The organism is Micromonospora humi (assembly GCF_900090105.1).
Taxonomy (GTDB): domain Bacteria; phylum Actinomycetota; class Actinomycetes; order Mycobacteriales; family Micromonosporaceae; genus Micromonospora; species Micromonospora humi.
Genome location: NZ_FMDM01000003.1, coordinates 63,626 through 89,717, shown reverse-complemented (window position 1 = coordinate 89,717; position 26,092 = coordinate 63,626). Strand labels below are relative to the sequence as shown.

Here is a 26,092-nt window from a genome sequence, read left to right as displayed (position 1 = left end):
CCCCGACCCTGCCACCCGGGCACCCCGTGCCGCACCTGGTTTCGCCGGGCGGGGTGTTAAGCGGGGCCCCCTCCTCTACCGAATGCGTTAAGCGGGGGCCCCTCCTTACACCTTGCAGGTGGTGGCGGGGAGGCCGGGCACCGGCACCGGGGAGCGGCCGGTGGGGCGGGCCTTGCCGGCGAGCACCGCGGCCAGCGCGGTCATCGAGGCCGGGGTGGACGAGTAGGTCGCCAGCACCGTCGGCGACGTCGCCCCGGACAGCACGTACGGCGTGTCCATGGCCACCGTCACCGCCGCGTCGGCGCGCAGGTCCTTCGCGCCGTCGCCGTACCCGACGAGGTGCACCACGGTGCCGCCGGAGGACACCACCTTGACCCCGGCGGCGGTCAGCGCCTCGGTCAGCGCGGCCCGGGTGCGGTCCCGGCCGCCGGAGGAGGTGACCCGGACCGGACCCTTCACCGCGCCACCGCACGCGCCGCGCAGCACGGTCACCGCGGCGGCGGCGAGGTCGACGGCGGCCTTGCGGTGCTCGGCGCCCGCCAGCGTGGACAGCGCCGGCTGCGGGTGCCCGGCCAGTCGGAACTTCATGGTGAGCACCCGGGTGACCGCCTCGACCAGGCGAGCCCGGGGCAGCGAGCCGTCCTTCAGCGCGGCGCGCAGCCCGTCGTACGCCCGGCCCACGTTCGGGGTCATCAGGATGAGGTCGTTGCCGGCGTTGAGCGCGCGGACCGCCGCCTCGCCCGGCGACCACTTCTTCGCCGGGGCCATGTTCATCCCGTCGGTGATCACCACGCCCTGGAAGCCGAGCTGGCCGCGGAGCACGTCGGTGAGCAGCTTGCGGGAGAACGTGGCCGGGGTGCCCGGGTCGACCGCCTTGACGTTCAGGTGGGCGGACATCACCGCCATCGCGCCGGCGTCGATCCCGGCGCGGAAGGGCGGGAACGCGGTGCGGTCCAGCACGGCCCGGGACTGCCCGACCACCGGCAGGTCGGTGTGCGAGTCGGCGGCGGTCAGGCCGTGCCCGGGGAAGTGCTTGACCGCGGCACCCACACCCTCGGCCTGCAGGCCGCGTACCGCGCCGGCCACCTGGGGGGACGCGGTCGCCGGGGTGGCGCCGAAGGACCGGGAGCCGATCACCGTGCTGCGGGTGGCCAGCACGTCGGCGACCGGCGCGAAGTCCAGGTTGACGCCCATCGCGGCCAGTTCGGCCCCGGCGGCCCGCCACGCGGCCTCGGTCAGCGCCGGGTTGCCGGCCGCGCCGGCGGCGAGCGGGCTGGGCAGCTGGGTCACCCCGTCGGTGATCCGGGTGACCACGCCGTACTCCTGGTCGGTGCCGACCAGGAACGGCGCGGCGCCGGCGGGCAGCTTGCCGGCGGCGGCCCGCAGCCCGTCGGTCAGCGCCCGGACCTGCTTCGGGCTGTCGACGTTGGTGGTCTCCTGGTTGCCCGAGGTCGGGTCGTCGGCGCTGAAGCCGACCAGGATCACGCCGCCGAGGCGGTACTTCGCCACCATCTCGGCGGGTGTGTCGACGCCGGCCAGGGCCCGGTTGCCGGCGGCCGAGCCGGCGGAGACCTCGGTGGCCGAGCTGCCGTACGCGTACGGCATCAGCACCTGCCCGACGAGATCTTCGTCGGAGAGCGTGGCGACCAGCGCGGCGGCCCGGGCGGCGGGGTCGGCGGCGGTGGGCGCCGGCGCGGCCGACGAGGGCGCGGGGGGCGCCGGGGCCGACGGAGCCGGGCGGGGCCGGTCCGGCCCGTCCGAGCACCCGGCGGCGAGCAGCGCGGTCAGTGCGGCGAGCGCGACGGCGGAGCGCCGCGAGGGAATCGACACGGGTCCCACCGTATCGGGGCAACTCGCCCCGCCGTCACCCCACCCGGGTGAGCAGCGTCACCGGGGCGCCGTCACCCGCGTACCGGTAGGGCTCCAGCTCGGCGTCCCAGGCGGTGCCGAGCGCCTTGTCGAGCGCGTGCGCCAGCGCCTCGGGGGCGCGGGCGGCGGCCATCAGGCTGCGCAGCCGGTCCTCGCCGAGCTGGATGTCGCCGGCCGCGCCGACCGTGGCCCGGAACAGACCCCGGCCCGGGACGTACATGAAGCGCTCGCCGTCGACGCCGGGGCTGGGTTCCTCGGTCACCTCGAAACGGATCATGGGCCACTGCCGGAGGGCAGCAGCCAGCTCGGCACCCGTCCCCGGGCTGCCGGTCCAGCCGCACTCGGCGCGGCGAGCGCCGTGGTCGACGGGCTGCGCCGTCCAGTGCAGGTTGACCGGCGCGGCGAGGACGCGCGCGATCGCCCACTCGACGTGCGAGCACACGGCGAGCGGGGTCGAGTGGACGTATACGACGCCACGCGTTGGCACGGTGACCTCCCGGTGAGCCGAGGTGCGTCTTCCCCTACGACCTCGTCACCCGAGTGGCCTCTGGCACACATGATGACGGCTGTGACTGGTGGTGCGCCAGCGAATCGGAAAATTCGCCGGGGTCGGGCGGCCGGAAATACCCGGGTGGCCGACCCGGTTGTGTCCCGTGACGGCAGCGACGACCAGCCAGGCGTCGTGGTCGTGTACAGTTCTCTGGGCGGTTCTGTGCCGCCGCACGTCTTCGCGGGCCGGCGCTCACGGGCGTCACTCGCACCAGCCCCCGGACGTTTCCCGTCCCCACCGTACGTCTGCAAGGAGTACCTCCGTGGCGAGCAACACCTCTAAGACCGCGCGCGCGTCAGTCCGGGCCGGCCAGGCTGGCCAGGGTGGCGCCCTCAGCGTGCTGGGCGAGTTCAAGTACCTGATCCCGCTCAACGGCGGCAAGCACGCCTACGTGCGCAACCTGACCAACGGCAAGACCGCGCACCTGCGCACCGACTCCGACGCCTTCGTCGAGGAGATCCGGACGCTGGCCGCCGCCGGCCACGCCGCCAAGATCCGCGCCGAGATCAACGGCCTTGCCGCGTCCCACCCGGACCACGGCTGGGACGCGACCGAGAAGCGTCTCGTCGAGGCCGGCGTCTTCGAGGGCTGAGCGCCCTCACCCGCACCACCACGACCGCCCGTCGGGGGATCACCCCGGCGGGCGGTCGCGTGTCTCCTCCTCCGCCAGCACGGTGACCTCGCCGGTGGCCAACTCGTAGAGCGCGCCCACCACGGCCAGCTCACCGGCCACGACCGGAGCGGCGAGCAGGTCGTCGGCGCGCAGCGCGGCCACCGTCCGCCGCACGTGCCGGCGGATCGCCAGCGGGTGGGCGGCCGGATCGTCGACGCCCACCTCGACCACCGCCGGCGCGATCCGGTCCACCACGTAGGCCAGCGCCCCGCCGGGCCGCCGGCCGGTGCGCAGCGCGTCGACCGCCGACCCCACCGCGCCGCAGCGCTCGTGGCCCAGCACCATCACCAGCCGTACGCCGAGCTGCCCCACCACGTACTCGATCGAGCCGCAGACCGCCCGGTCCAGCACGTGCGCGCCGGTACGGATCACGCAGATCGACCCGAACGTCTGGTCGAAGATCGCCTCCAGCGGCACCCGGGAGTCGATGCAGCCCAGCACCACCGCGTACGGCTGCTGGTCGCCGGAGGCCACCGCGGCGGCGGCGCTGACGTCGTGCCCGTGCAGCGGCTGCCCGCTGACGAAGCGGCGGTTGCCGGTGAGCAGCTCGGCCAGGGCGGCCCGGGGGCTGCGGGCGGCGGGCGTGGTCGGCATGCCCCCAGCCTGGTCACCGATCCGACCCGGCGCGGACGGACGGCGAATCTTCTCACCGCCGCGGTTGCCGTGGTGTCATGGCGGGTAACGCCGGTGTCACCGCCGGGTCACTCCGGTGACGCACCCGACGGCCCGGGAGGTGGACCATGGAACTACGGCTTCCCGATGACGTACGCCTGCACGTCACGGTGACCGGGCCGGTCGACGCCGAGGTCACCGTGGTCCTGCTGCACGGCTGGACGCTGGACGGGCGTAGCTGGCACCGACAGCTCGCCGACCTGCGGGAGCGCTTCGGCGACCGGGTGCGGGTGGTCACCTACGACGCGCGCGGGCACGGCCGGTCGAGCTGCCTGACCCGGCGCGACGCCACCCTGGCCCAGCTCGGCGACGACCTGGCCGCGGTGGTCGACGAGTTCGCCCCGTCCGGCCCGGTCGTGCTGGTCGGGCACTCGATGGGCGGGATGACCGTGATGGAGTACGCCCACCGCCACCCCGACCGGTTCGCCGCCCGCACCGCGGGCCTGGTCTTCGTCTCGACCACCGCGGAGGGGCACACGCACACCGTCTACGGGCTCTCGCCCCGGATCGCCCGGCTGATCCGCCTCGCCGAGACCACCGGGGCCGGGGTGCTGGCCCGCTGCGGCGGCTGGCGGCCGCCGTACGCGCTGCTGCGCGCGTTGCGCCCCAGCATCCGCTGGATGCTCTTCGGCGACCGGTGCGACCCGGCCGACATCCGGCTGGTCACCTCCGCGGTGGCGCACGCCACGCTCCGCTCGATCGGCGGGTTCCGCGCCTCGATCGGCGCCCAGCACCGGCTGGAGACGCTGGCCGCCCTCGGCGGGCTGCCGGCCGCCGCGCTGGTCGGCGACCGGGACCGGCTGACCCCGCCGCCCTGCGCCGAGTCGATCGCGGCGGCACTGCCCACCGCCGAGCTGACGGTCTGCCCCGGCGCCGGCCACATGCTGATGATGGAGCGCCCCGACGTGGTGAACGCCGCCGTCGCCGGAGTGGTGGGCCGGGTGCTCGCCGGCCCGGCAACGTCGGGCGCCCGGTCGGCCGCGCCGGCCACCCGGTCGGTCGCCCGTCGGCGACGCCGGTCGGCCGCTCGCCGGGTGACGGCCGCCTGACCCACGGCCGGGTGACCGGGAAACGGGTGGGAACAGCCGGATAACGGGCAGGCGGCACCGGCGTGCGCCGGTCAGCGGCATGGCCCCGACGTCCGGCTTGCCGGCGGCCCGTACCCTCATTCAGCCCGTCGTGCCGTCCGACCACAGGAGCACCGCGTTGACCGACCAGACCACGCTGGACCGGGAGATCGCCGCCGAGCAGCGGCACCTCGACCGGGTGTACGCCCGGCTGGCCGAGCTGCGCCGGTCCGCGGCCGACGCCGAGCGGGAGGGGTACCAGCTGGCCCGGGTCGGCACGTTCGGCGCGCTGGTCGAGCGGGACGCGATGGTCTTCCACGCCGCCCAGCGCCGGCACGTGCTGGACGCCGAGCACGAGGGACTGGTCTTCGGCCGGCTGGACCTGCGGACCGGGCAGGTGCTGCACGTGGGTCGGCTCGGCGTGCGCGCCGACGACGCCGAGACGCTGGTGGTGGACTGGCGGGCGCCCGCCGCCGCCGCGTTCTACCAGGCCACGCCGGCCGAGCCGCGCGGCGTGGTGCGCCGGCGCACGATCCAGTCCGCCGCCGAGAAGGTCACCCGGATCGAGGACGACCTGCTGGACCCGGAGGCCGCCCCGCCGGACATGGCGGTGGTCGGCGACGGCGCGTTGCTGGCCACCTTGTCCCGGGCCACCGGCCGGGGCATGCGCGACATCGTGGCCACCATCCAGCGGGAGCAGGACGAGGCGATCCGCTCCCCCGGCAACGGCGTCACGATCGTCTCCGGCGGCCCGGGCACCGGCAAGACGGCGGTGGCCCTGCACCGGGCCGCGTACCTGCTCTATTCCGACCGGGCCCGGTACGCCGGCGGCGGCATCCTGGTGGTCGGGCCGTCGGGCGTGTTCGTCGAGTACATCGCGTCGGTGCTGCCGTCGCTCGGCGAGGAGACCGCGACGCTGCACTCGCTCGGCTCGCTCTTCCCGGGCCTGTCCGCGACCCGGACCGACCCGCCGGAGGTGGCCGCGGTGAAGGGTTCGCTGCGGATGCGCCGAGTGCTGGAGCGTGCGGCCCGGGACGCGGTGCCGGACTCCCCGGCGGAGCTGCGCCTGCTCTACCGCGGTGAGCTGCTGCGGCTGGACCGGCCGGCGCTGGACGCGGTGCGGGACCGGACGCTGACCCGGGGCGCGCGTCGCAACGAGGTGCGCCGGGCGGCGTTCGACGCGGTGCTCGCCGCGCTCTACGCGCAGGCCCGGACGCTGCGGGTGGGCCGGCTGCCGGAACAGCCCGCGTTCGAGGACGAGATCATCGAGCGGCCGGAGTTCCGCGAGTTCCTCAAGGCCTGGTGGCCCCGGCTGCACCCGCGGCACGTGCTGGGCTGGCTGGCCCGGCCGGAGGGGTTGCGCCGGTACGCCGGCGGGGTCCTCTCCTCGGCCGAGATCCGGCTGCTCACCGACGCCTACCGGACGCTCGACACCGACGGGCTGACGGTCGCCGACATCGCGCTGCTGGACGAGCTGGACGCGTTGCTCGGCACGCCGGTGCGGCGGGCCCGACCGAAGCGCGACCCGTACCAGTTGGCCGGCGGCGTGCGCGAGCTGAGCACGTACGCCGATCGGCAGCGGGCCGCGCGGGCCGCCGCCCGGGAGCGCCCGGCGGACTACCGCGACTACGCCCACGTGGTGGTGGACGAGTCGCAGGACGTCTCGCCGATGCAGTGGCGGATGGTGGGGCGGCGCGGTCGGCTGGCGTCCTGGACGGTGGTCGGCGACCCGGCGCAGACCGCCTGGACCGGTGACCCGCAGGAGCTGGACCGGGCCCGGGACCAGGCGTTGGGGCGGCGTCGCCGGCACCGCTACGAGCTGACCACCAACTACCGCAACTCGGCGGAGATCTTCGCCGTGGCGGCGGCGGAGATCCGCCGGCTCTACCCGGACCTGGCGCTGCCCGACGCGGTGCGGTCGACGGGCGTGCCGCCGGTCCAGCGCACCGTGGCCGCCGCCGAGCTGCCCGCGGCCACCGTCGAGGCGGCCCGGGCGCTGCTGGCCGAGGTGGAGGGGACGGTCGGCGTGATCACGCCGGTGCCGCGCCGGGACGAGGTCGCCGGCTGGCTGGGCGCGCTGGGCGCCGGCCGGCTCCAGGTGGTGAACAGCCTGCAGGCCAAGGGCATGGAGTACGACGGTGTGGTGCTGGTCGCGCCGGGTGAGATCCGGGCGGATCCGGGTTCCGGGGTCCGCACGCTCTACGTGGCGCTCTCCCGGGCCACCCAGCGCCTGACCACCCTCGACCCGGTGGCGTGACCGCACCCTCACTTGCACACATAGCGATGTGAGCATAGATTGGTTCCGGCCGGGGCACGGGGCGGAGGGTGTGTGCGTGGGCGCAGGTCATGACCACAGCGGTGCGGTGGCCAACGCGGCGCACCGCCACCGGGGGCGACTGTGGGCCGCCTTCGCGCTGCTCACCGTGCTGATGCTGGTCGAGGCGGTGGCCGCCGTGACGACCGGCTCGCTGGCCCTGCTCTCCGACGCCGGGCACATGTTCACCGACGTGCTCGGCATCGGCATGGCGCTCGCCGCGATCAGCGCCACCCGGCGCGCCCGCACCGACCCGCAGCGCACGTTCGGGCTCTACCGGCTCGAGGTGCTCGCGGCGCTGGCGAACGCGGTGCTGCTCGGCGCCGTCGCGATCTACGTGCTGATCGAGGCGGTCCGCCGGTTCGGCGAACCGCCGGAGGTGCTCGCCGGGCCGATGCTCGTGGTCGCCGTGCTCGGCCTGCTCGCCAACGTCGCCGCGTTCGCGCTGCTGCGCTCCGGCGCCCAGGAGAGCATCAACCTGCGCGGGGCCTACCTGGAGGTGCTCGGCGACCTGCTCGGCTCGCTCGGCGTGATCGGCGCCGCGCTGGTCATCGCGCTCACCGACTGGTGGTGGGCCGACCCGCTCGTCGCGGTGGCGATCGGCCTGTTCATCCTGCCGCGCACCTGGCGGCTCGGCCGCGCCGCGGTGCGCATCCTGGTGCAGGCCGCGCCGGAGCACCTCCAGGTGACCGCGGTGCACGACCGGCTGGCCGCCGTGCCCGGCGTGGCGGAGGTGCACGACCTGCACGTCTGGACGCTCACCTCGGGCATGGACGTCGCCTCGGCGCACCTGACCGTCGACGCCGGCACCGAGGTCGCCGGCGTGCTGGCCGCCGCCCGGGCCGCGCTGCACGAGGACTTCTCGATCGACCACGCCACGTTGCAGATCGAACCCGGAGCGTCAGCCGGGGCCTGCGGTCCGACCGAGTGGTAATTAGGACAGACTTAAATCACTGTGGTTATTGTTGGCTTATGCCGGTTTTGCCCGGTATCTGGCTCCGGTCGGCGGAGCCGGCTCCGGGCAGCGCCGGTAGGCTCGGTCGCGGCCACACCTCGGGCGTCACTCCGGCACCCGAGGGCGCGGCCGGCGCCTAATCGCCCGCAGGGCGAGCCGGGGAACCACGTACGTGGGGTGCATCCGCGTCAGCGGTAGGGATCTTCCGTCCCGAACCCGTCAGCTAACCCGGTCGGCGGTTGACGGAAGGACACACGAATGCCCACAGTGGCACCTGCACGACGGACGGCCGCCCGGCTGGCGGCCCTGCTCGTCGCGACGCTGGCCCTCGGCGTCGGGACCGTCCCGATCTCCCCCGCCTCGGCGGCACGGTCGACTTCCCCGACCGGCCTGCTCGCCGCCGCGCCCGGTGACGACGACGAGGGCGGCACCCCGGCGCTGCGCGACCAGCTCGACGCGGCCAGCAAGGGCTGGCTGGAGGCCAAGGCCGCGCTGGGCCGCTCGACGACCCGGCAGAAGCAGCTCAACGACCGGCTCAAGACGATCGACGTGGAGCTGACCGAGCGCGACGCCAAGGTCGGCGAGATCGCCGAGGTGGCGTACCGCACCGGCCGGATGGGCACCGCCGCGGCGCTGCTCGGCAGCCGCAGCCCGGAGGGCTTCATGGACCGGGCCGCGGCCCTGGAGACGGTCGCCGCGCACGAGGACCGGACGCTGCGCGACCTGATCGCCACCCGGGACGAGGCCATCCGCACCCGCGGCGCGCTCGACGGCGAGATCCGGGAGCAGCGCAAGCAGGTCACGCTGATGGCCAAGCGCAAGGACCAGGCCGAGCGGGCGCTGGAGGTCGCCAACCGGCGGCCGGCCGCCGGCAGCGGCAACAGCGGCAGCAGTGGCGGCGGCAGCGTCCGGGGCACGTCCACGGCGAACGCGAAGCCGGCCAAACGCAACTCCGACGGCTCGTGGCCGGCGGAGTCGTGCAGCGTCAACGACCCGACGCCGGCCAGCGGCTGCATCACCCCGCGCACGCTGCACGCGTTGCAGCAGGCCAAGGCGGCCGGCTTCACCCGGTACGTCTCGTGCCACCGGCCCAGCGGCTCGGGCGAGCACCCGAAGGGACGGGCCTGCGACTTCGCGGCGCAGAAGGACGGCTTCGGCGGCGTCGCCAGCGGCGGCGACAAGACGTACGGCAACAACCTGTCCGCCTACTTCATCCGCAACGCCGACCGGCTCGCCGTGCTCTACGTGATCTGGTTCCGGCAGATCTGGCTGCCCAGCAGCGGCTGGAAGTCGTACAGCGGCGGCAACGGCGACCCGTCCAGCGACCACACCAACCACGTGCACCTGTCGGTCTACTGAGCACTACGCCACACGACGTACGCCCGGTGTCGTCGCGCGGCCCACGACGTGGGCCGCGCGACGGGGCGACGATCGGGGCATGAGACGACTCTCCCCCGCCGGCCGCAAGGCGCTGCTCACCGCGCACCTGGCCACCTCGCTGGGCTGGCTCGGCAGCGACCTGACGCTGCTCGCGCTCGGCATCGCCGGGCTGCGCGGCGCCGACCCCGACGTGGTCTACCCGGCGGCGGCGCTGCTGGTCACCTGGCTGTTCGCGCCGCTGAGCGTGGCGGTGTGGCTGATCGGGACCGCCAGCGCGCTGCTCACCCCGTGGGGCCTGCTGCGCTGGCGCTGGGTGCTGGTGAAGTTCGCGCTCACCACCGTCATGCTCGGCCTGGTGCTGCTCCTGCTGACCCCCCGGATCCGGCACCTCGGCGCGCTCGCCGACACCGCCGACGCGCACCTGCGGGTCGACCTGGTGGTCCCGCCGGCCATCTCCACGACGCTGCTGCTGGTCGCCACCGTGCTGTCCACCCACAAGCCGTGGGGGCGGATCAGGCGGGCCGGCCTTCCAGGGTCGCGCCGAGGCGGGCGGCCAGGCCCAGGTGCGCCGCCCGGGCCTGGCGGAACGCGTAGCCGAGCAGCGGCGCGGGCGCGGTGAGGGTGATCTCCACGTCGATCCGCACCACGCCGTCGGGCTCGTCGCGCAGCCGGGTGTGGTTGCGTACCGTCGTCGCCGGCTGCTGGCGGGCGACGGTGACCACCTCGTCGTCGGTGGCGATCAGCACGTCGGCCTGGTAGGTGATCGGGAAGTGCAGCGGACCGAGCTCCAGCCGGTCGGTGATCGCGTAGCTGGCCAGCGCGCCCGGCCGGGGCGGCAACTGCCGCACCCGGACGATCAGGGGATGCAGCTCACCCTGCCGGCTCAGGTCACCGAGCAGGGCCACCGCGTCCGCCCGGCGGCACCGGGCCTGCACGGTGTAGCTGAAGCTGTCGCTGCTCTGCAACCGGTCCCCCTCGCCGTCGTGGGTCCGGACGATCGTCCCGTACCGGGGCCGGGCTGGCAACGGGTCGAAGGTCCCCCGTCGGCGAGGGCAGGACGGGTATCCGCGCCCGGGCGGCGCGGGGTGCCCTCAGGCGCCGGGCAGCACCTCGGGGATGTCGTCGGCGAACCAGGGCTCGGGTGCGCCGAAGAGACCGAGTAGGCCGGTCACCCAGAGCTGGCGGTGCACGAACCGGCTCGGCTCGGTGACCACGAGCTTGACGCCGCTGACCTCGCAGGTCTGGAAGCCGGCCACCATGGCGCTGATGCCGACGGAGTCGATGAACGTCACGAGCCGCATGTTGAGCTCGATCCGGGCGGGGCGCCCCTTGGCGAGCACCTCGGCGATCGCCTCCCGGACCTCGTACGCGGTGTCGACGTCGATCTCCCCGCGGGGCGCGATCTGGACGACACCACCCGGACGCATCGACTTCACGATCGACAGGCTCACGCGAGCACCTCCACTCGCCCCAACGGGCGCCTCATCAGTACGCGGGCCGCGACCGAGAGTATTCCTCCAACGGCCCCGGTCGCCACCCCCCGGGATGAGCAATTCGCGGACTGGGCACACCTGGGCGAGCCCAATCCGGACCTCCGGGTTCCGATTTCCCCTTCGACGCGGACCACGACCAGCCGAACGACCGAGCCGGGTCGACCGATCCGCCGACCCAGGGTAGCGGGCCCGCGCACGGACCGGGGAACACCCACCCGTCGGCGCGTTCGGGTGATTCGTCCCGTTCGGATCCCGCTCCTCTCCGGCGCGGGCGGGGTTTGGGAGAAGGGTGGGTGGGGCACTGCCCACCGGGAGTGAACCGTGACGCGCCGGATGAGGGGTAGAACGATGTTCGGATCCAGCCTGATGGACCGCCGCAGCAAGCCCGAGCGAGTCGCGGACCAGGCGTGGCAGCACCTGATCTCCGCGGTCGGCTCCGCCGGGGACAGCGTGCGCGACGTCACCCGCACCGCCCGCCGAAGCTCGTCCGGCCTGGCCGACGACGCCACCGACCTGGTCGGCTCCGCCGCCGACGAGGCACGCCGCCGGGCCGGCCTCGCCTTCGACGCGCTCGCCGGTCGCCGGCCCGCGCTGCCCTGGACGCTGCTGATCGCGGCAGCCCTGGCCGGCGCCGCCATCGGCTGGGCCGCCGGCACCGCCGCCCGTGCCGCCGGCAGCCGGGAGCGCAGCGCCGACGAGATCGAGTTCGTGGACGTCGACCGGCCGAACTCCCCGGCCGGCCTGGACGGCTGACCGAACGGCTCGCCCGGACGACGGTGGCCGCCCCGGCACTCGGGGCGGCCACCGTCGTCCGGTCAGCGTGCGGCGCAGGAGACGGTCGGCGCCCGGTTGCCGCCGGGCGCCGTCGCGGTGAAGCCGACAGTGGTCGACCCGCCGACGCCGAGGTTGCCGTTCCAGCCCGCGTCGGTGACCGTCACGGCCGCGCCGGTCTGCGTGTACGACCCGCTCCACAGCTGGGAGATCCGCTGACCGTCCGGGAAGGTCCAGGTCAGCGTCCACCCGGCGATCGACGCGGTGCCGGAGTTGCGCACCGCCACCTCGCCCTGGAAACCACCCGGCCAGGTGTTCGTCACCGCGTAGGTGGCCGCGCACCCGCGCCCGGTCGACGACGGGGTCGGCGTGGGACTCGGCGCGGTGGGGGTGGGCGTGGGCGTGCGGGTCGGGCTCGGCGAGGGCGACGGCGAGGTCGGGGACGGCGTCGGGCTCGCCGAGGTGGGGGTCGGCGTGGGCGTGCCGCCGAGCCGGTCCGCCACCAGGATGCCCCGGCCGTTGGTGCCCAGGTAGACCCGGCCGTAGACGCGCGGGTCGCCGGTGAGCGCCTCGCCCGCGTTGCCGTACTGGTGCTTGTCGTCGTTGATCCGCACCCAGGTCGTGCCCGCGTCGTCGGAGCGGTACACGCCGGCCGTGCCGTCGACCGTGCCGACGGTGAACAACGCCGGGTACGTCCGCCCGGGCGCCGCCTTGCCGAAGCCGACGTTCACCGTCGAGGACACGCCGGTCACCTTCGTGAAGCTCGCACCCGAGTTGGTGGAGTGCCAGAGCCCGCCCTCGCCGGCCAGCCAGAGGTCGCCCTCGACGCCCGGCAGCGCCTTGACCTTGACCCCGGTGGTGGGCAGGCCGGTCGCCGCGGTGGCGGTGAAGCTCGCCCCGCCGTTGCTGCTGACGTAGAACCTGCCGGCGCTGACGCCGTAGAACTTGTTCGGGTTGACCCGGTCGGACTCGACAGTGGCGTTGGCCGGGATCCCGGTGGCGGCGGTCCACGAGTTGCCGAAGCCGACCGAGCGGACGACCTGCTGCCCGGCGTCACCGGGCGACCAGACGAACTGACTGCCGTCGGCGGACGCGGCCACCGTGCCGCCGCTGTTGATCCCGCCGGGTTCGGTGCCCTGGAACCAGTTCGCGCCGCCGTCGGTGGAGAAGGCAACGTGACTGTCGTTGGGCCGGTCGGAATCGGTAAAGTTGCCGGCCCGGACCATCACCGCCGGCTTGGACTCCGCGTAGTCGAGGCTGGTGGTGCTGGTGAAGACCGGCTGGGTGAACATCATCGGCGGCACCGCGCCGAGGTCGGTGTGCCGGAAGCCGCCGATGTCGCCGAGCCCGCTGACCAGGGGCGCGCCGGACGGCGGGCTGATCAGGTCGAGCACGGCGGTCTCCTCCAGCCCCTTCACCATCGGGGTGATGGTGAACGTGCCGCCGGTGTCCCACTTCGTCAGGCCGGTGGTGCCGTAGATCGTCGCGCCGGTGCCGTACATCATCCGGTCACTGTCGAACGGGTCGATCTCCAGCGACTCGTTCATCCAGCCCAGCTTCGGGCTCTCCTCCGGCGGGGACGGGTTGGCGCCGAACGTCAGCCACGGCACCGCGCTGACGTCCATGGTGTACTTCTTGCTCCGGTTCGGATAGCTGGTGAAGTCCCAGATCCGGGTCCAGGTCGCGCCCCCGTCGGTGCTGCGCCAGAAGATCGCGTCCGGCCACCAGGAGACCTGGGTGGCGACCATCAGGGTGTTCGGGTGCTGGCGGTCGACGGTCAGCCCGGAGTAGCCGAAGTAGTCGTCCGCACTGGACGACGGGACCGGGCTGATCCGCGTCCACGCGCCGGTGGACCGGTCGAACTTCCACACGTCGCCCTTGGCGCCGTCGTACGGGCCGCCGGTGTCGCTGGTGGCGATGTAGAGGAAGCCGCCCACCGGGTCCACCACACCCTTGTGCGCCAGGTAGCCGGTCGGCTGGCCGGGGATCCGCTCCCAGGTCACGCCGGCGTCGGTGCTGCGGTAGACCGGGTTCTGCTTGTCCGCCACGCCGACGTAGATGGTCTTCGTGGCGGCGCCGGCCGTACCGGTGCTCTTGTCGAAGCTCACCCAGGTGAGGCCCTGGTTCTGGCTCTGGTAGCCGCTGCTGTCGTTCGGGTCGGCCCGGTAGTTGCCCACGTTCGGGAAGGCGGTGACCTTGGCCCAGGTGACCCCGTAGTCGGTGCTGCGCCACAGGCCGTTGCCGCCCTCGGCGCCGTAGTAGAGGACGCTGTTCCGGTTCGGGTCGACCGCCAGCCGCTCCCCCATGCCCCGGCCGGGCATGTTGCCGCCGTTCTTGAACGGCAGCGCGGTGGCCTGCCAGGTGGCGCCCTTGTCGGTCGAGCGCAGGATCGCCCCGTTGTTCGGGTCCCAGTCGTTGGTGTACATGCCGACCGCCGCGTACACCCGGTTGGTCTGCACCGGGTCGGTGGCCAGGCTGACCACCCCGTTCCAGCCCCACCGGTCCGCGCCGACCCAGTCCAGCAGCGGCGTCCACGAACCGGTGGCCTGCTCCCAGCGGTACGCCCCGCCGATGTCGGTCCGCGCGTAGATCAGGTTCTTCTCGGTGGGGTTGAAGACGATGCCCGGCACGAAGCCGCCGCCGTCGATCCGGACGTTCTTCCAGGTGTACGGCTCGGCGGCCGCGGCGGCGGCCGGGGGCGCGCCGGTGGTGACGAGCGGCACGACGACGGCCGCCGCCGTGGCGGACAGCGCGACGGCGGCCAGCCCGGCGAGACTTCTGCGCATGGAGCGGTCCTCTCGGATGCCCTGTGGTGGGGAACGGGAGCAGGGGGTGACGCGGCGTCGGGGAGCGGCCCGGGCTCCCCGTCGGCATGCTGGCTCCCGCAGCCGAGGGACCCTCAGCGTACGCCGGTCGACCGCTTCATGGAAGCGCTCCCACGCCATCAGGTCCGGGTGAGGCCGACTCACCCCCTCGGCGCGCAGGATCGGGCTTGCGCGACCACACCGCCGACCGATCGGGAGGAGAGCGGGATGGCCACCGGAACGACCACGCGCACCGACCGGGAGATCCGGGCCGCCGTGCGCGACGAGCTGACCCGGGCGGGCCTCGTCCACGTCGGGGCGACCGTCACCGGCGGCGTGGTGACGCTCACCGGCCGGGTGGACGGTTACCCGGCAAAGTGGGCCGCCGAGCAGGCGGCGCACCGGGTCGCCGGGGTGCGCGCGGTCGCCGACGACCTCGCCGTCCGGATCGCCGCCGCGCCCGGCCGGGACGACCCGGAGATCGCCGTCGCGGCCGTACGGGCCCTGGAGTGGGAGGCCTTCGCGCCGGTCGGGGCGCTGCACGTGACGGTCACCGACGGCTGGGTCACGCTGCACGGCGAGGTCGATTGGGAGTACCAGCGGCGCGCCGCCGAACGCGCGATCGCCCGCCTCGACGGCGTGTGCGGGCTGCGCAACGGCATCGCGGTACGGGCCGGGTGAGCGCCGAACCACCCGGCCGGGGTGAGCCGGGCTCACCCCGGCGCGGGCCAGGGTGGGAGGCATGAGTGATCCGAACGGGCTGATCACAGCCGGGCAGGTCGCGCCCGGGTTCACCCTGCCGGCGGCGCCGGACGGCCGGGAGGTGGGCCCCGGGCAGTTCCGCGGCCGACCTGTCGTGCTGGCCTTCTACCCCGCCGACTGGACCCCGGTCTGCAGCGACCAGATGGCCCTCTACCAGGCCGCCCTGCCCGAGCTGGAGCGGTACGGCGCGGAACTGCTGGGCATCTCGGTGGACAGCGTCGACTCGCACCGGGCGTTCGCCCGGAGTCGGGGCATCCGGTTCCCGCTGCTCGCCGACTTCGAGCCGAAGGGTGAGGTGTCCCGCCGCTACGGCGCGTACGCGCCGCGTGGGCAGTCGGACCGGGCGCTCGTGGTGCTCGACCCGGACGGCCGGGTGGCCTGGAGCCACCTCTCCCCGCCCGAGGTCAACCCGGGCGTGGACGGCATCCTGGACACGCTGGACCGGCTGGGCACGGATCGGCGGGTGGACGCCCGATGACGACGCCGTTGCAGGTCACCACCGCCCGGCTGCGGATCCCGGTCACCGAGCGGGACCACGTGCGCGGGCCCGTCGACGCCCCGGTCACCGTCGTCGAGTACGGCGACTTCCAGTGCCGGTTCTGCGGGGCCGCCTACCCGAACCTGGCCGAGGTGCTGCGCCAGCGGGCCGACGTGGTGCGGCTGGCGTACCGCCACTTCCCGATCACCAACGTCCACCCGTACGCGGAGCACGCGGCGGAGACCGCCGAGGCGGCCGGCGCGCGCGGCCGGTTCTGGGAGATGCACGACTGGCTCTACGAGCACCAGGACCAACTCGACCCGGTGCACCTGTCGCTCGGCGTGGAGCAGGTCGGGCTACCGCCCGACGAGGTGGGCGCCGAGGTGGGGCGGCAGGCCCACGCCGACCGGGTCCGGCAGGACTTCGTGGGTGGGATCCGCAGCGGGGTCAACGGCACTCCCACGCTGTTCGTCAACGACATCCGCCACGACGGCGGCTACGACCTGGCCGAGCTGCTGGCCGTGGTGGACGCCGCCGCCGGCGCCTGACCCGCGTCCGGTCAGATCAACCGCAGCTCGCGCGCCCGCCGGACCGCCTCCCGCCGGCGGGTGGCGTCGAGCTTGCGATAGATGTTGCGCACGTGCGTCTTGACCGTGTTGACCGACAGCGACAGCTCGGCCGCGATCTCCACGTTGGACAGGATGCTCTGCAGGTAGCGCAGGATGGTCAACTCCCGCTCGGTGAGCGGCTCGTCCAGTGCCCGCGCCGGCGCGGACGTCGACGCGGCCCGGGCCGCGTCGCCGTCGCGGAGCAGGTCGTCCACGGTGGCCCAGTAGGCGGTGCCGGAGTCCAGGTGGCTGGCGAGCAGGTCACGCAGCCCCGGCTCGGCCCGGGTGAAGACCCGCCGGCAGCCCTCCGGCTCGGCCAGCGCCAGCACCTCCTCCAGCAGCCGCCCGGCCCGCCGGCCGTCCCCGGCCGCCCCGGCCAGCGCCGCGTCCAGCAGTCCGGCGCCCAGGCGTACCGGCAGCGGCCAGCGCGTCGCGTCGGGCCCGGTCCAGTCGGGTAGCTCCCGCTCCGCCGCACGGGCGTCGCCGTCGGCCAGCCGCAGCCGGGCGGACGCCAGCGCGAGCGCCGGGTCGGGCGGTTCGCCGCCCACCGCGTCCAGCAGCGCACGCGCACCGGCCGGGTCGCCGACCGCGGCGCGGAGCTGCGCCTCGCCGGCGGTGAGCCAGGCCCCCAGCTCCGGGCCGGGCGCCGCCGCCCGGGCCGCGGTGAGCGTGCGCAACGCGGCCGCCGGGTCGCCGCCGTCCACCAGCAGGCCGGCCCGGCAGAGCGCGACGAGCGCCGCGCCACCCGGCTCCGCGGTGGCCGGCCCGGCGAGCGCGAGGTGGGCGGCGGCCTCCGCCGGCCGGTCCCGCTGCCAGTGCGCCAGCGCCAACGCGAGGTACGCGTAGCCGCAGTCCAGCCGGGACGACCAGCCCCGGCAGGGCGGCATGGACAGGGCCTCCCGGGCGTGCTCCTCGGCGGCCCGCAACGCACCCCGGGCCGCCTCCAGCACCGCCGACCGGCTGGCGCAGAGCAGTTCGGTACGCGGCCGGCCGGCCCGGCGCGCCGCCGCGAGCGCCGCGGCGAACCGCTCACCCGCCACCGGCAGCTCCCCCTCGGCGAACGCGACGAGTCCCCGCGCGGCACCGGCCACCGCCCGCACGTCGTCGGAGTCGCCGCCCGGCACCTCGGCGAGCAGGCGGTCGGCGGCCCGGCGTACCTCCTCGTGGTCGGCGGTGAGCCGGGCCAGGCTCAGCTCGACCGCGGCGGCCAGCCGGCGCAACCGCTCGCGACGCGGCGCCGGCAGGTCCGCCGCGTGCGCGAGCGCCCGCCGGAGCTGCCCGTCGGCGGCGGCCGGGTCCCCGGCGTACGCCCGCTCGGCGGCCGCGGCCAGCGCCAGCTCGGGGTCCCGGCGTACGGCCTCGGCCGGTGGCTCGGGCGGGGCGGGCGCGGCGGCCCGGGCCGGCTCGTCCGGGGCCAGCTCCGGCCACCTGGTGACCAGCAGTTCGGTGGCGTCGGCCCACGCGCCGGCGGTCAACGTGTGCCGCAGCGCCTCGGCCGGCCGGTCGTGCGCGGCGAACCAGGTGGCCGCCCGCCGGTGCAGCTCGCGCAGCTCGTCGGCGGGGAGCCGGCCCAGTTCGGCACGGAACAGGTCGGCCAGGAGCGGGTGCGGCCGGTACCAGGGCGGGCTGCCCCCGTCCTGCTGCACGAAGCCGCCCTCCCGGGCCGCCTCGGCCAGCAGGCGCCCGGCGTCGACCCGGCCGGTCAACGCGGCGGCCAGGTCGGCGCAGACCGCGACCGCCACCGCGCCCCGGCACAGCACCTCGTGGGCCGCCGGGTCCAGGGTCGCGAGCACCTCGTCCCGCAGGTACGCGGCGACGTCCGGCTGGTCGCCGGTGACCTGGTCCACGGCACGCGCCGGATCGGTGCCGGCGGCCAGCGCCAGCGCGGCGAAGCGTAGCCCGGCCGGCCAGCCCGCGGTCCGCTCGACGAGCCGGCGCACCGCCTCGGCCGGCACCGGTACGCCGTGCGCGACCAGCAGGTCGGCCACCTCGTCGGCGGTGAACGCCAGCTCGTCCGGGCCGAGCACGGTCAGCTCGCCGGCCAACCGCCACCGGTGCAGGGCCAGCGGCGGTTCCCGCCGCGCGCCGGCCACCAGCCGCAACCGCCCGTCGCCGTGCCGGAGCAGGAACTCCAGCCCGGCCAGCGCCTTCGGGTCGGTGACCCGGTGCAGGTCGTCCAGGACCAGCAGCACCGGGTGTTCCCGGGTGGCGAGCGCGGCGGCGAGCGCCTCGAGTTGTTCCGGCCGGGGCGGGCCGTCCGGCGCCGGCGGTGGCGACCCCTCGTCCGGGTCCCCCGCGACGGCGGTGCGCAGCGCCGCCGCCAGGTACGCCCAGAGCCGGCCGGTGGTGTCGCCGTCCGCCACGGTCACCCAGACCGGCGCCGGGCCGGGCCGCTCCGAGCGCGCCCAACCGGACAGCACTGCCGTCTTGCCCCAGCCGGCCGGGGCGAGGAGCAGGGTGACCGGCCCGGCCGCGCCGCGTTCCAGCCGGTCCAGCAGCCGGGGCCGGAGCACCGCCGGCCCGGGCGACGCGGGCGGCGTCAACCGGGACGCGAGCAGCGGCGTGCCACCCCGACCGTGCGACGCGTCGGCCGGCACGGCGGCGTCGGCCGGCACGGCGGCCTCGGTCGGCACGGCGGCCTCGGTCGGCACGGCGGCGTCGGTCGGCACGGCGGCCAGCCGGACCGGGTCGGCCTCCTGTGGCATGCGCCCCTCCCCCCGTCGGTGCGGGGGGCGGTTACCCGGACCGCGCCGGTTCACCCCTTCGGGGCGAGCCGGCGTCACCCGGGCCGGCGGCACGGTGGTACCACCCGGGCGGCCGGCCGCGCACCGCCGGCCGCCCGCCGGACCCGCGATCCGCAGGAGGGCACGGTGGCTCGGACCGGACGGCTGGTCGGCGCGCTCACCCGGACGGCCCGGGACGCGGTCGCCGCGGCCCGCCGACGGAGGGCACGGGCCGGGACCGACCCGAGGCCGGCGCGCTGGCAGGTGGTGACCGTGACCGGCCGGCCCGAGCAGGTGCTCCCGGCCGGGCGGTGGCCCGAGCCGCTGCGCCGGCTCGACGGCGCGGTGGAGGTCTGGGCGCGCCCGGCCCCCGGCGGGCGCGGCACCGAACTGGCGGTACGCCCGCTGGGCGGGAGGACGGCGCTGCCCGGGTTCGCCGCGCACCTGGTCGGTGACGACCCCGGCCGGTTCCTGCGGCAGGTGCTCCGGGAGACCCGCCAGCTCCTGGAGACCGGGGAGGTGCTGCGGGCGGACCGCTCGCCGCCGGACCGACCGGGGGCGGCGAGGTGAGGGCGCTGTGCTGGGAGGGCGCCGGTGCGCTGGCGGTGCGTCAGGTCCCCGACCCGGAGCTGCGCAACGCCCACGACATGATCGTCCGGGTGCGGCGCAGCGTGACCTGCGGCGGCGACCTGCCGCTGCTGGCCGGGCGGGTGCCCGAGGCGGCCGCCGGCGAGGTGCTCGGGCACGAGTTCCTCGGCGAGGTGGTCGAGGTCGGGCCGGAGGTACGCCGGCACCGGGTCACCGACCGGGTGGTGGTCGGTGCGGCGGTCGCGTGCGGCGCGTGCTGGTTCTGCCGGCAGGGCCTGCTGGCCTGCTGCGACAACGGCACCAGCGGGACGGCGGCCGAGCCGGAGTGGGGACAGCCCGCCGCCGGCTGCTACGGCCGGCCGGCCCGCCTGGGCGGATTCGCCGGCGGCCACGCCGAGTTCGTCCGCGTCCCGTACGCCGACGTGGGCGCGTTCGCGGTGCCCGAGGAGGTCGACGACGACCGGGCGGTCTTCGCCGCGGACGCCGCCCCGGCCGGCTGGCACGGGGCCGAGCTGGGCGGCGTCGCCCCCGGTGACGTGGTGGCGGTCTGGGGTGCGGGCGCGGTCGGCCAGCTCACCGCCGCGGCGGCGGTGGCCCACGGCGCGGCCCGGGTCATCGTGGTGGACGAGCACGACGACCGGCTGCGGATGGCCGCCCGGCACACCGGCGCCGAGCCGCTCGACCACCGGTCCGTGGACGTCCTCGCCGAGCTGCGGGAGCGCAGCGGCGGCCGGGGACCGGACGTGTGCGTGGACGCGGCCGGCCCGCCGCCCGGGCCGGCGCGGTGGCCGGGCGGCGGGCCGGACGGCGGGGCGGCGCTGCGCGAGGCGGTGCACGCCTGCCGCAAGGGCGGCACGGTGGTGGTGCTCGGCGGCGGGTCGGCGTTCGTCGACCGGTTCCCGCTCGGCGCGGTGACGGACAAGGGCCTGGCGGTACGCGGCGGCAGCCGCGCCGGTCCGCGCGCCATCCCCGCGCTGCTGGACCGGATGGCCCGGGGCGAACTGGTCACCGAGCACCTCGCCACGCACCGGCTGCCGCTGGACCGGGGCGCCGACGGGTACGCGTTGTTCCGGGACCGGGCGGACGGCTGCGTCCGGGCGGTGTTCACCCCGTGATCGGAACCGGCGCGGATGGCACACTCGGCGGATGCCCACAGACCGCCCGTACGACCTCGTCCTGTTCGGCGCCACCGGCTTCACCGGCGGCCTGACCGCCGAGTACCTGGCCCGGCACGCGCCGGACCGGCTGCGCTGGGCGCTCGCCGGCCGCAACCCGGCCAAGCTCGCCGCGGTCCGCGAGCGGCTGGCCGCGATCGATCCCGGCCTGGCCGAGCTGCCGCTGCTCACCGCCGACGTGACCGACCCGGCGTCGCTGCGGGCGGTGGCGGAGAGCGCCCGGGTGGTCGCCACCACCGTCGGCCCGTACGTGCACCACGGCGAGCCGCTGGTCGCCGCGTGCGCCGCCGCCGGCACCGACTACGTCGACATCACCGGGGAGTCGGAGTTCGTCGACCTGATGTACGTGCGGCACCACGCCGAGGCGGTGCGCACCGGCGCCCGGCTGGTGCACGCCTGCGGCTTCGACTCGATCCCGCACGACCTCGGCGCCTGGTACACGGTCAAGCAGCTCCCGGCGGACGGGCCGGTCACGGTGGACGGCTACGTGCGGGCCGGCGGCCGGTTCTCCGCCGGCACCTACCACTCGGCGCTGACCGCGTTCGCCCGCACCGGCGAGATGAGCCGGGCCGCGCGGGCCCGCCGGGCGGTCGAGCCGCGTCCGGACGGCCGGCGGGTGCGCGCGGTGCCCGGCCGGGTCGGTCGGGTCCGCGAGTTCGGCCAGTGGGCGGCGCCGCTGCCCACCATCGACCCGCAGATCGTCCGCCGGTCGGCGGCGGCCCGCCCGGAGTACGGCCCGGACTTCCGCTACCGGCACTTCGCCGCGATGAAGCGGCTGCCCACCGTGCTGGTCTCCGGCGTCGGCCTGGCCGCCGTGGTGGGCCTGGTGAAGGTGCCGCCGACCCGGCGCTGGCTGCTCGGCCGGCTCGCCTCCGGGCAGGGGCCGAGCGCCGAGCAGCGGGCGAAGTCCTGGTTCCGGGTGCGGTTCGTGGGCGCCGGCGGTGGCCGGCGGGTGGTGACCGAGGTGGCCGGCGGCGACCCCGGCTACGACGAGACCGCCAAGATGCTCGCCGAGTCGGCGCTCTGCCTGGCCTTCGACGACCTGCCGGAGACCGCCGGCCAGCTCACCCCGGTGGCCGCGATGGGCGACGCGCTGCTGGAGCGCCTGGTCCGCGCCGGCATCACCTTCCGCACCCTGACGGCGTAAGGAGGGGCCCCCGCTTAACGCATTCGGTAGAGGCGGGGCCCCCTTTTAACACCCCCGGGGCGTTGACCCTCGACCTGGTGGAGGGCACAGGATGACGGCCGTGGAGAGCGAGCTTCGCAGCATCGGTGAGCTGGCCCGGGCCAGCGGGTTGACGGTCAGCGCCCTGCGGTTCTACGACCGCTCCGGGGTGCTGACGCCGGCCCGGGTCGACCCGGTGACCGGCTACCGCTGGTACACCGGCGACCAGGTCGACCCGGCCCGGCTGGTCGCCGGCCTGCGCCGGGTGGGCATGCCGCTGGCCGGCATCGCCGAGGCGCTGCGGCACCGGCACCGGCCGGCGGAGGTGCACCGGCTGCTGGACGCGCACCTGCGCCGGCTGGAGGACGGCCTCGTCGACGCGCGTCGCGAACTCTCCCGGATCCGTCGCCTGATCGACCCGGAGGAGACCACCGTGACCACCCGCCTCGTGCTGTCCCGCACCGACCTGGCCGACGCCGTGGCCGCCGTACGTTTCGCCGTCGGCGCCGACCCGGCGCTGCCGGCGCTGTCCGGCGTGCTGCTGTCGATCGAGCCGGACGGCGTACACCTGTTCGCCACCGACCGGCACCGGCTGGCGGTGGCCCGGGTCGACGCCAGCGTCGACGGCCCGCCGGTGGGCGCGCTGCTGCCGGTGGACGCGGTGGACGAGCTGCCCGCGCTGCTGGACACCGACGCGGTCATCGTGGACGTCGTGGTCGCGGACCGGGTGACGTTCTCCGTCGCCGATCGCACGCTGACCGTCACCGCGCTGCCGTACGACTTCCCGGACTACCGCCGGCTGCTGCGGGCGCAGGTCGGCGACGCGCCCGCGTACCGGATCCCGGTGGACGGCACGGCGCTGCGGGCGGCGCTCACCGCCGACGGGGTCCGGGTGTGCCACCGGGCGCACGACGGCGTCGCGCACGAGGTGGTGGCGCTCGGTCTGGACGGCCGGGGTGAGCTGCGGCTGGTCGACCCGGCCGCCGACGGCGCGGACGACGGGCTGCGGGTGGGGGTGAACCGGGAGTACCTGCTCGACGCGCTGGACGCCGGCGGCGACCAGCTCGTGCTGGAGCTGGACGGGCCGATCACGCCGCTGGCCGTCCGCCGGGCCGACGACGCGCACGCGTTCTCCATCCTCATGCCGGTGCGCCTGTAGACGGCCCGGCCCGGGCCGGCGGGGCCGCGACGGTAGCATCTGTGGGTCCCACCTGACTGCCTGGACGGAGGCGTACGAGCAGCATGCTCGACATGGAGTTGATCCGGAAGGATCGCGAGGCGGTGGCGACCGCGCTGGCGAAGCGTCTGGATCCCGCCGAGGTCACCCGGGCGCTGGACGACATCCAGCGGCTCGACCAGGAGCGACGCGCCCTGATCACGGAGATCGACGCCGAGCGGCAGCGCCGCAAGGCCGAGGCGCGCGCGTACGCGGAGGCGAAGCGGTCCGGCGCCACGCCGCAGCCGTCCGCGCCGGAGGCCGAGCGCAAGCAGCTCGCGGAGCTGGAGTCCCAGCTCGACGAGGTGCAGTCCCGGCTCCGCTCGGCGATGAGCGAGCTGCCCAACCTGCCCGCCGACGACGTGGTCGCCGGGGGCAAGGAGGCCAACCGGGTGGTCCGGACGTTCGGCGAGGCGCCGGCCATCGAGAAGGTCCGCGACCACGTGGAGCTGAGCCGCGCGCTCGGGCTGGTCGACCACGAGCGGGGCGTGAAGCTCGGCGGCTCCGGCTTCTGGATGTACACCGGCATGGGCGCCCGGCTGGAGTGGGCGCTGGTCAACTGGCTGATCGAGCGGAACATCCAGGCCGGCTACGAGTTCCTGCTCCCGCCGCACCTGCTGCTGGACACCGCCGGCTTCGCCGCCGGGCAGTTCCCCAAGTTCTACGACGACGTCTACCACCTGGACAAGCAGTCCGCCCCGCGCGGCCAGTTCCTGCTGCCCACGTCGGAGACGGCGATCCTCGGCGCCTACCAGGACGAGATCCTGGAGACGCCGAAGCTGCCGCTGAAGGCGTTCGCCTACACGCCGTGCTACCGGCGCGAGGCGGCCGGCTCGCACTCCGACGAGCGGGGCACGGTCCGCGGCCACCAGTTCAACAAGGTGGAGATCTTCCAGTTCACGCTGCCCGAGCAGGCCGACGCCGCGCTCGAGGCGATGGTGGGTCACGTGGAGGGCCTGGTCGACCAGTTGGGCCTGCACTTCCAGACCAGCCTGCTCGCGGCCGGCGACGCCAGCGCCTCGATGAAGAAGACGCTGGACATCGAGGTGTGGATGCCGAGCACCGGCAAGTACAAGGAGGTGTCGTCGGTCTCCTGGGCCGGCGACTACCAGGCCCGCCGGGCGGCGATCCGCTACCGCGAGCCGGGCGGCAAGCAGACCCGGTTCGTGCACACGCTCAACGGTTCGGCGCTGGCCACCAGCCGCCTGTTCCCGGCGATCCTGGAGCAGTGCCAGCAGCCCGACGGCTCGGTGGTGGTCCCCGAGGTGCTGCGCGACAAGCTCGGCACCGACCGCCTCACCGCCGCTCGCTGACCACCTGACGCACGGGGGCCGGTTCCGCCGGCCCCCGTCGCGCGTCTTGCGCCGTGTTAACCGGGGGCCCCTCCTCTACCGGAGGCGTTAACAAGGGGCCCCTCCTTACACACACCGCGAGCAACGCGAGCGCGAGCGCGGCGAGCAGCGCCGGGCCGGCGCCGTCCAGCGTGCGCACCAGCGCCTGCTGCACGGCGGCGGCGGCCCGGACCACCGGGTCGCCGAACGCGTCGTGGCGGCCCAGGGCGAGGCGCACCTCGTACCAGCCGTACCAGGCGACGTAGCCGCCGGCGACCAGCAGCACCAGGCCGCTCAGGCGCGGCACCCACGCGCCGGCGCCGCGCAGCCGGGCCACCACCCGGCCGCGCAGCAGCGCCACGGCGAGCGCGGCCACGCCCACCACCAACGCCATCCCGAGGGCGTACGCGCCGAACAGCGCCAGCCCGCGCAGCGGGGAGCCGGCCCGCAGGCTGGTCACCACGATCGCCAGGAACGGCGCGATCGCGCAGGTCAAAGACGTGAGCGCATATGCCGCGCCGAACACCACCATGGACGGCCAGGTGCGGGTCAGCCGGGGCGCGGTGGCGAACGGGCGCGGCGTGGGCAGCCGCCGGCCGGCGAGCAGCCAGACACCGGCCAGCGCCAGCAGCACGCCGAGGGTGACGGTCAGCCAGGGCAGCCGGGGGCGCAGCCAGTCGGCGGCCGGCGCCACGGCCAGCCCGAACGCGCCGAAGACCAGCGCGTACCCCAGCGTCAGCCCGGCCGTCGCGGTGAGCGCCCGGCCGACCGCGCCGCGCCCGTCGCCGGGGCCGGCCACCAGCAACGACAGGTACGCGGGCAGCATCGCGAAGCCGCACGGGTTGACCGCGCCGAGCATGCCGGCGGTCAGCGCGAGCAGCAGCGCGCCGGTCATCGGAGGGCCAGCGTCTCGACCTGCCGGGTGAGCGACTCGCCGTCCAGGAAGCCCTGGTGGACCACCTTCCCGTTCCGGTCGAGGATCACGAACGTGCTCTGCTCGGCCACCTTGAACCGGCGCCACACCGCGCCGGCGCGGTCGTCGAGCTGCGGCGTGCCGGCCAGCTCGAACTCGGTGACGAACTCCTTCATCGCCTGCCGCTCGCCCAGCCCGGCGACGCCGACGATCGGCACGGTGTCCCGGTACTTCGGGGCGATCTCGGCGACGGTCCACGCCTGGCTGGCGCAGGTGGCGCACCAGGGCGCCCAGAACCAGAGCACCACCGGCCGCCCGGCCAGGGCGGCGGCGGAGAACGTCGTACCGTCGAGGGTCTTCCCGGCGAACGACAGCGTCTTCGGCACCGTGGCCGGCGGAGTCGGGGTCGGCCCGGCCGGGGACGCCGTGGCGGTCGCGGAGGGCGCGGCGGCCACCGCCGCGTCCACGGGCGCGGCCCGCTCCGGGCCGACCGCGCAGGCCGCGGTGGCGGCGAACGCGGCAGCGAGCACGGCGGCGGCGCCGAGGTGACGGACGGTACGGGACGACATCGGCGCCTCCTGGTGT

At 75.6% G+C, this 26,092-nt stretch carries 23 protein-coding genes, 1 pseudogene and 1 riboswitch; of the genes and pseudogenes, 15 read left to right on the top strand and 9 right to left on the bottom strand.

What is annotated here, in order from left to right; genetic code table 11:
- Positions 1 to 105: 105 nt before the first annotated feature.
- Both GA0070213_RS06360 and GA0070213_RS06355 read right to left on the bottom strand, forming a co-directional pair.
- Entirely contained in the window at positions 106 to 1,830 is a 1,725-nt protein-coding gene (locus GA0070213_RS06360) for a glycoside hydrolase family 3 protein (RefSeq protein WP_091058891.1), read from the bottom strand.
- Between the two features lie 34 nt (positions 1,831 to 1,864).
- Positions 1,865 to 2,356: a DUF3145 domain-containing protein gene (locus tag GA0070213_RS06355; RefSeq protein ID WP_091058888.1), complete on the bottom strand. Its 492-nt coding sequence runs from the start codon at positions 2,354 to 2,356 to the stop codon at positions 1,865 to 1,867.
- Between the two features lie 325 nt (positions 2,357 to 2,681).
- On the opposite strand from GA0070213_RS06355, the gene GA0070213_RS06350 reads away from it, so the two are divergent.
- Entirely contained in the window at positions 2,682 to 3,011 is a 330-nt protein-coding gene (locus tag GA0070213_RS06350) for a hypothetical protein (protein ID WP_091058885.1), read from the top strand.
- Positions 3,012 to 3,050: 39 nt separating this feature from the next.
- On the opposite strand, the gene GA0070213_RS06345 is transcribed toward GA0070213_RS06350, so the two are convergent.
- On the bottom strand, positions 3,051 to 3,686 hold the full coding sequence (locus GA0070213_RS06345; protein WP_091058881.1) for a carbonic anhydrase: 636 nt from the start codon (positions 3,684 to 3,686) through the stop codon (positions 3,051 to 3,053).
- Positions 3,687 to 3,832: 146 nt separating this feature from the next.
- Here GA0070213_RS06345 and GA0070213_RS06340 point away from each other — a divergent pair, with 146 nt between their 5' ends.
- From GA0070213_RS06340 to GA0070213_RS06320, 5 genes are all read left to right on the top strand, one after another.
- Positions 3,833 to 4,813 carry an alpha/beta fold hydrolase gene (locus GA0070213_RS06340; protein ID WP_245716283.1) on the top strand — a complete coding sequence of 327 codons (981 nt, stop codon included), beginning with the start codon at positions 3,833 to 3,835 and terminating at the stop codon, positions 4,811 to 4,813.
- Between the two features lie 157 nt (positions 4,814 to 4,970).
- Positions 4,971 to 7,088 (top strand): HelD family protein, encoded by a 2,118-nt coding sequence (locus GA0070213_RS06335; RefSeq protein WP_091060055.1) that lies wholly within the window; start codon positions 4,971 to 4,973, stop codon positions 7,086 to 7,088.
- 76 nt (positions 7,089 to 7,164) lie between these two features.
- Positions 7,165 to 8,079 (top strand): cation diffusion facilitator family transporter, encoded by a 915-nt coding sequence (locus GA0070213_RS06330; protein ID WP_091058878.1) that lies wholly within the window; start codon positions 7,165 to 7,167, stop codon positions 8,077 to 8,079.
- Positions 8,080 to 8,223: 144 nt separating this feature from the next.
- Positions 8,224 to 8,353, top strand: a riboswitch (cyclic di-AMP (ydaO/yuaA leader).
- A gap of 5 nt (positions 8,354 to 8,358) precedes the next feature.
- Positions 8,359 to 9,459, top strand: coding sequence for a coiled-coil domain-containing protein (locus GA0070213_RS06325; RefSeq protein WP_091058875.1), 1,101 nt, complete (start codon positions 8,359 to 8,361; stop codon positions 9,457 to 9,459).
- A gap of 79 nt (positions 9,460 to 9,538) precedes the next feature.
- Positions 9,539 to 10,099, top strand: coding sequence for a hypothetical protein (locus GA0070213_RS06320; protein WP_091058872.1), 561 nt, complete (start codon positions 9,539 to 9,541; stop codon positions 10,097 to 10,099).
- Here the strand turns inward: GA0070213_RS06320 and GA0070213_RS06315 are convergent.
- Together GA0070213_RS06315 and GA0070213_RS06310 are read right to left on the bottom strand one after the other, a co-directional pair.
- Complete coding sequence (locus tag GA0070213_RS06315; RefSeq protein WP_245716282.1) at positions 9,993 to 10,505, bottom strand: SRPBCC family protein; 513 nt, start codon at positions 10,503 to 10,505, stop codon at positions 9,993 to 9,995. The two genes, GA0070213_RS06320 and GA0070213_RS06315, sit on opposite strands and share 107 nt — an antisense overlap.
- Before the next feature lie 66 nt (positions 10,506 to 10,571).
- Positions 10,572 to 10,931 (bottom strand): STAS domain-containing protein, encoded by a 360-nt coding sequence (locus tag GA0070213_RS06310; protein WP_091058869.1) that lies wholly within the window; start codon positions 10,929 to 10,931, stop codon positions 10,572 to 10,574.
- Between the two features lie 390 nt (positions 10,932 to 11,321).
- Between GA0070213_RS06310 and GA0070213_RS06305 the strand changes: the two genes are divergently transcribed.
- Positions 11,322 to 11,726 carry a hypothetical protein gene (locus GA0070213_RS06305; RefSeq protein ID WP_091058865.1) on the top strand — a complete coding sequence of 135 codons (405 nt, stop codon included), beginning with the start codon at positions 11,322 to 11,324 and terminating at the stop codon, positions 11,724 to 11,726.
- Positions 11,727 to 11,788: 62 nt separating this feature from the next.
- Here GA0070213_RS06305 and GA0070213_RS06300 read toward each other — a convergent pair whose 3' ends face one another.
- Positions 11,789 to 14,530: a cellulose binding domain-containing protein gene (locus GA0070213_RS06300; protein WP_091058862.1), complete on the bottom strand. Its 2,742-nt coding sequence runs from the start codon at positions 14,528 to 14,530 to the stop codon at positions 11,789 to 11,791.
- 246 nt (positions 14,531 to 14,776) lie between these two features.
- Here GA0070213_RS06300 and GA0070213_RS06295 point away from each other — a divergent pair.
- The 3 genes and pseudogenes from GA0070213_RS06295 to GA0070213_RS06285 all read left to right on the top strand — a co-directional run.
- Positions 14,777 to 15,220: pseudogene (locus GA0070213_RS06295) on the top strand (BON domain-containing protein); the annotation flags it as partial.
- A gap of 70 nt (positions 15,221 to 15,290) precedes the next feature.
- Positions 15,291 to 15,788, top strand: a complete 498-nt coding sequence (locus tag GA0070213_RS06290; protein ID WP_091058856.1) for a redoxin domain-containing protein — start codon at positions 15,291 to 15,293, stop codon at positions 15,786 to 15,788.
- Entirely contained in the window at positions 15,785 to 16,336 is a 552-nt protein-coding gene (locus GA0070213_RS06285; RefSeq protein WP_091058853.1) for a DsbA family protein, read from the top strand. Before GA0070213_RS06290 ends, GA0070213_RS06285 begins: the two co-directional genes overlap by 4 nt.
- Before the next feature lie 11 nt (positions 16,337 to 16,347).
- Here the strand turns inward: GA0070213_RS06285 and GA0070213_RS06280 are convergent, their stop codons facing one another.
- Positions 16,348 to 19,101, bottom strand: a complete 2,754-nt coding sequence (locus GA0070213_RS06280) for a winged helix-turn-helix domain-containing protein (protein ID WP_091058849.1) — start codon at positions 19,099 to 19,101, stop codon at positions 16,348 to 16,350.
- Between the two features lie 165 nt (positions 19,102 to 19,266).
- Between GA0070213_RS06280 and GA0070213_RS06275 the strand changes: the two genes are divergently transcribed.
- The 5 genes from GA0070213_RS06275 (at position 19,267) to serS (ending at position 24,576) form a co-directional block, all read left to right on the top strand.
- The gene (locus tag GA0070213_RS06275; protein ID WP_425412804.1) at positions 19,267 to 19,689 is read left to right on the top strand and encodes a hypothetical protein; all 423 of its coding nucleotides are present in this window, start codon (positions 19,267 to 19,269) and stop codon (positions 19,687 to 19,689) included.
- On the top strand, positions 19,686 to 20,822 hold the full coding sequence (locus tag GA0070213_RS06270) for a zinc-binding dehydrogenase (protein ID WP_091058846.1): 1,137 nt from the start codon (positions 19,686 to 19,688) through the stop codon (positions 20,820 to 20,822). Before GA0070213_RS06275 ends, GA0070213_RS06270 begins: the two co-directional genes overlap by 4 nt.
- A 31-nt stretch (positions 20,823 to 20,853) precedes the next feature.
- Positions 20,854 to 22,029 carry a saccharopine dehydrogenase family protein gene (locus GA0070213_RS06265; protein WP_091058843.1) on the top strand — a complete coding sequence of 392 codons (1,176 nt, stop codon included), beginning with the start codon at positions 20,854 to 20,856 and terminating at the stop codon, positions 22,027 to 22,029.
- Between the two features lie 91 nt (positions 22,030 to 22,120).
- Positions 22,121 to 23,206, top strand: coding sequence for a DNA polymerase III subunit beta family protein (locus GA0070213_RS06260; RefSeq protein WP_091058840.1), 1,086 nt, complete (start codon positions 22,121 to 22,123; stop codon positions 23,204 to 23,206).
- Between the two features lie 83 nt (positions 23,207 to 23,289).
- Positions 23,290 to 24,576, top strand: a complete 1,287-nt coding sequence (serS, locus tag GA0070213_RS06255) for a serine--tRNA ligase (protein WP_091058835.1) — start codon at positions 23,290 to 23,292, stop codon at positions 24,574 to 24,576.
- Here the strand turns inward: serS and GA0070213_RS06250 are convergent.
- Together GA0070213_RS06250 and GA0070213_RS06245 are read right to left on the bottom strand one after the other, a co-directional pair.
- Positions 24,560 to 25,489 (bottom strand): cytochrome c biogenesis CcdA family protein, encoded by a 930-nt coding sequence (locus tag GA0070213_RS06250; protein ID WP_245716281.1) that lies wholly within the window; start codon positions 25,487 to 25,489, stop codon positions 24,560 to 24,562. The genes serS and GA0070213_RS06250 overlap by 17 nt on opposite strands.
- Positions 25,486 to 26,076: a TlpA family protein disulfide reductase gene (locus GA0070213_RS06245; RefSeq protein WP_091058832.1), complete on the bottom strand. Its 591-nt coding sequence runs from the start codon at positions 26,074 to 26,076 to the stop codon at positions 25,486 to 25,488. Before GA0070213_RS06245 ends, GA0070213_RS06250 begins: the two co-directional genes overlap by 4 nt.
- Between the last annotated feature and the right edge of the window lie 16 nt (positions 26,077 to 26,092).

Excerpts from the sequence above, each read along its gene's own strand:
- GA0070213_RS06345 (WP_091058881.1), bottom strand. The coding sequence starts at position 3,686 with ATGCCGACCACGCCCGCCGCCCGCAGCCCCCGGGCCGCCCTGGCCGAG.
- GA0070213_RS06340 (WP_245716283.1), top strand. The coding sequence starts at position 3,833 with ATGGAACTACGGCTTCCCGATGACGTACGCCTGCACGTCACGGTGACC.
- GA0070213_RS06325 (WP_091058875.1), top strand. The coding sequence starts at position 8,359 with ATGCCCACAGTGGCACCTGCACGACGGACGGCCGCCCGGCTGGCGGCC.
- GA0070213_RS06320 (WP_091058872.1), top strand. The coding sequence starts at position 9,539 with ATGAGACGACTCTCCCCCGCCGGCCGCAAGGCGCTGCTCACCGCGCAC.
- GA0070213_RS06305 (WP_091058865.1), top strand. The coding sequence starts at position 11,322 with ATGTTCGGATCCAGCCTGATGGACCGCCGCAGCAAGCCCGAGCGAGTC.
- GA0070213_RS06300 (WP_091058862.1), bottom strand. The coding sequence starts at position 14,530 with ATGCGCAGAAGTCTCGCCGGGCTGGCCGCCGTCGCGCTGTCCGCCACG.
- GA0070213_RS06290 (WP_091058856.1), top strand. The coding sequence starts at position 15,291 with ATGAGTGATCCGAACGGGCTGATCACAGCCGGGCAGGTCGCGCCCGGG.
- GA0070213_RS06285 (WP_091058853.1), top strand. The coding sequence starts at position 15,785 with ATGACGACGCCGTTGCAGGTCACCACCGCCCGGCTGCGGATCCCGGTC.
- GA0070213_RS06280 (WP_091058849.1), bottom strand. The coding sequence starts at position 19,101 with ATGCCACAGGAGGCCGACCCGGTCCGGCTGGCCGCCGTGCCGACCGAC.
- GA0070213_RS06265 (WP_091058843.1), top strand. The coding sequence starts at position 20,854 with ATGCCCACAGACCGCCCGTACGACCTCGTCCTGTTCGGCGCCACCGGC.
- GA0070213_RS06260 (WP_091058840.1), top strand. The coding sequence starts at position 22,121 with ATGACGGCCGTGGAGAGCGAGCTTCGCAGCATCGGTGAGCTGGCCCGG.
- serS (WP_091058835.1), top strand. The coding sequence starts at position 23,290 with ATGCTCGACATGGAGTTGATCCGGAAGGATCGCGAGGCGGTGGCGACC.
- GA0070213_RS06250 (WP_245716281.1), bottom strand. The coding sequence starts at position 25,489 with ATGACCGGCGCGCTGCTGCTCGCGCTGACCGCCGGCATGCTCGGCGCG.
- GA0070213_RS06245 (WP_091058832.1), bottom strand. The coding sequence starts at position 26,076 with ATGTCGTCCCGTACCGTCCGTCACCTCGGCGCCGCCGCCGTGCTCGCT.